Genomic DNA, 2615 nt, shown 5'->3' on the forward strand with positions numbered 1-2615 from the left:
TCCGGCGTGCCGATGCGGCCGATCGGCTGGCGGGCGATGAAATCGGTCCGCGCCTTTTCATAATCGCCGGTCGCCTTCAGGCGTTCCTGCAGCGAGGGGCTGTCGACCGTGCCCGGGCAGATGGCGTTGCAGCGAATGCCTCTGGAGACAAAGTCGGCGGCGACCGATTTGGTCAGCCCGAGAACGGCGGCCTTGGTGGTGGTGTAGGCGAAACGGTTGGGAACGCCCTTCATGCTGGAAGCGACCGAGGACATGTTGATGATGGCCCCGTCGCCCCGCTCGAGCATGCCGGGCAGGAAGGCACGGATGGTGCGCACCATGGCCTTGACGTTGAGATCATAGGCAAGGTCGAGATCGCTTTCCTTGCCCTCCAGGATAGAGCCGTTGTGGACGATGCCGGCGCAGTTGAACAGGATATCGACCTGCCCGATTTCCTGCGCGGCGATGGTGACCGCCTCGTCCGACAGCACATTCAAGACCCGCGTCGAAATGTTCTCGATGCCCTCAAGTTCCTTGAGCTTTTCAGCATTGATGTCGGTCGCAATCACCGTGGCGCCCGCTTTGGCGAAGGCCCTGGCCGATGCCGCCCCGATGCCCTGCGCGGCGGCGGTGATGAAACAGGTTTTTCCGGAAAGGTCGGTCATGATCGCTCCCTTGAACGTCAGTTGATTGTCTTTTGCGAGCCCTCGACGGCCATGCGGCCGATCGCATCGAAATCCCATGCGATGCCAAGGCCCGGCGCGGAAGACGGAATGGCGCGTCCGTCGCGGATGGTCATGCCCTCAAGCGTGATCGCGTCAAGCTGCGGAATATACTCCACCCAGCGCGCATTGGGCACCGCCGCGCACAGCGAAACATGCAGTTCCATCAGGAAATGCGGCGCCACGGCAACATTGAAGCACTCGGCCATATGCGAGACCTTGAGCCACGGCGTGATGCCGCCGATGCGGCCGACATCGACCTGGATGACAGAACAGGCCCGCCGCTCCAGATATTCACGGAAATGGAGTGCCGAATAAACGCTCTCGCCGACGGCGACCGGCACGCTTGTGTGCCTCGAGAGCACCGCGTGGCCCTCGATATCATCCGCCGGCAAAGGCTCTTCCAGCCAGCCGATATCGAGCCGCTGATAGGCCGCCGCCCGGCGCACGGCCTCGTCCACGGCAAAGGCCTGGTTGGCATCGGTGAATATTTCGAAAGCCGGCCCCACAGCCTCGCGCACCGCCGATATCCGCGCGACATCTTCGGCAAGCGGGCGGCCAACCTTGAGCTTGCAGCCGGCAAAACCGTTTGCCTTCGCCGCAATCGCGTCAACCACCAGTGCCTCGGTTTCCAGATGCAGCCAGCCGCCTTCCGTTGTGTAGAGCGGTATTTCGTCCTTCGCCCCGCCCGCCAGCTTGTGAAGCGGCAGGCCGAGCTTGACGGCCTTCAGATCCCAGAGCGCGGTATCGATGGCGGCAAGCGCGATCGCGGTGATGGCGCCGACCGTGGTCGCATGGGTGAGGAACGAGAGATCCCGCCAGATCCGCTCGATATCGAAGGCCTCGCGGCCGATAACCGCCGGCAGCAGGGTCTTTTCCAGAAGCGCCATGACGGACGGGCCGCCGGTGCCGATCGTATAGGAATAGCCGGTGCCGTTCACCCCGTCGGCGTCGGTGATGCGCACGATAGGGGTTTCCTGGGAAACGAAGGTCTGGATCGCGTCGACCCGCGTCACCTTCGGTTTCAGGTTCACCATCACCAGTTCGGCGCGGACGATCTTTGCCATTGTCAGGCCCTCAGGCTCTTGCCGCTCTCGCCGTCAAAGACGTGAAGGCGTTCGAGGTCCAGCGTGAAGGTCAGCGTTTCGCCATCTTCAAGCGGGCGCGGGTCGAGCATCTTGGCCTGCACTTCCTTGCCGCCGAATTGGGTGAAGATGATGGTTTCGGTTCCGAGCGGCTCGGAGATGATGACAGGAGCCTCGATCTCGACAGAGCGGTCTTCCGGATGCAGCGAGTGGCCCTTGGGCGCAAAAGCGTCGGGGCGGAACCCGACCACGACCTTCCGTCCGTCGGAAAGCTTCGCGGCAATATCCTCCGGCAGCGGCACCACCGTACCGTCGGCAAGGCGCGCTGCGGCGCTTTCCACCACGCCGTCAAGCTGGTTCATCGGCGGCGAGCCGATGAAGCCGGCAACGAAGGTATTGACCGGGTTATCGAACACCTCCGTCGGCGTACCGACCTGCTCGACATAGCCATCGCGCATGATCACGATCCGGTCCGCAAGCGTCATCGCCTCCACCTGGTCGTGGGTCACATAAATCACGGTGGTCTTCACCCGCTGATGCAGCTTCTTGATCTCGACGCGCATCTGGCCGCGCAGCTTGGCATCGAGGTTGGAGAGCGGCTCGTCGAACAGGAAGACATCCGGGTGGCGCACGATGGCGCGGCCCATCGCCACGCGCTGGCGCTGGCCGCCGGACAGGTTGGCGGGCAACCTGTCCATGAAGCTCTCGAGGCCGAGGATGGCGGCGGCCTCGTCGACGCGCGGCTTGATATCCTCCGGCGTCATGCCGGCGATCTTCAGTCCGAAGCCGAGGTTCTCGCGCACGGTCATGTGCGGATAGAGCGCGTAGG

At 63.5% G+C, this 2615-nt stretch carries 3 protein-coding genes; all 3 read right to left on the reverse strand.

Annotated features, from left to right (window positions below):
• Positions 1-644 (reverse strand): SDR family NAD(P)-dependent oxidoreductase (locus tag AC5DC2_RS22715; protein ID WP_491700128.1); only part of this gene is annotated, 644 nt, incomplete at its 3' end.
• A 17-nt stretch (positions 645-661) separates the two neighbouring features.
• Positions 662-1768, reverse strand: a complete 1107-nt coding sequence (locus tag AC5DC2_RS22720; RefSeq protein ID WP_491700129.1) for a mandelate racemase/muconate lactonizing enzyme family protein — start codon at positions 1766-1768, stop codon at positions 662-664.
• A gap of 2 nt (positions 1769-1770) precedes the next feature.
• A partial coding sequence (locus tag AC5DC2_RS22725) for an ABC transporter ATP-binding protein (RefSeq protein WP_491700130.1) occupies positions 1771-2615 on the reverse strand: 845 nt, incomplete at its 5' end.

The sequence above is a fragment of the Martelella sp. genome, from assembly GCF_984369615.1.

Bases quoted from the DNA above. Each gene is read 5' to 3' on its own strand.
- AC5DC2_RS22720 (WP_491700129.1), bottom strand. From the start codon at position 1,768: ATGGCAAAGATCGTCCGCGCCGAACTGGTGATGGTGAACCTGAAACCG.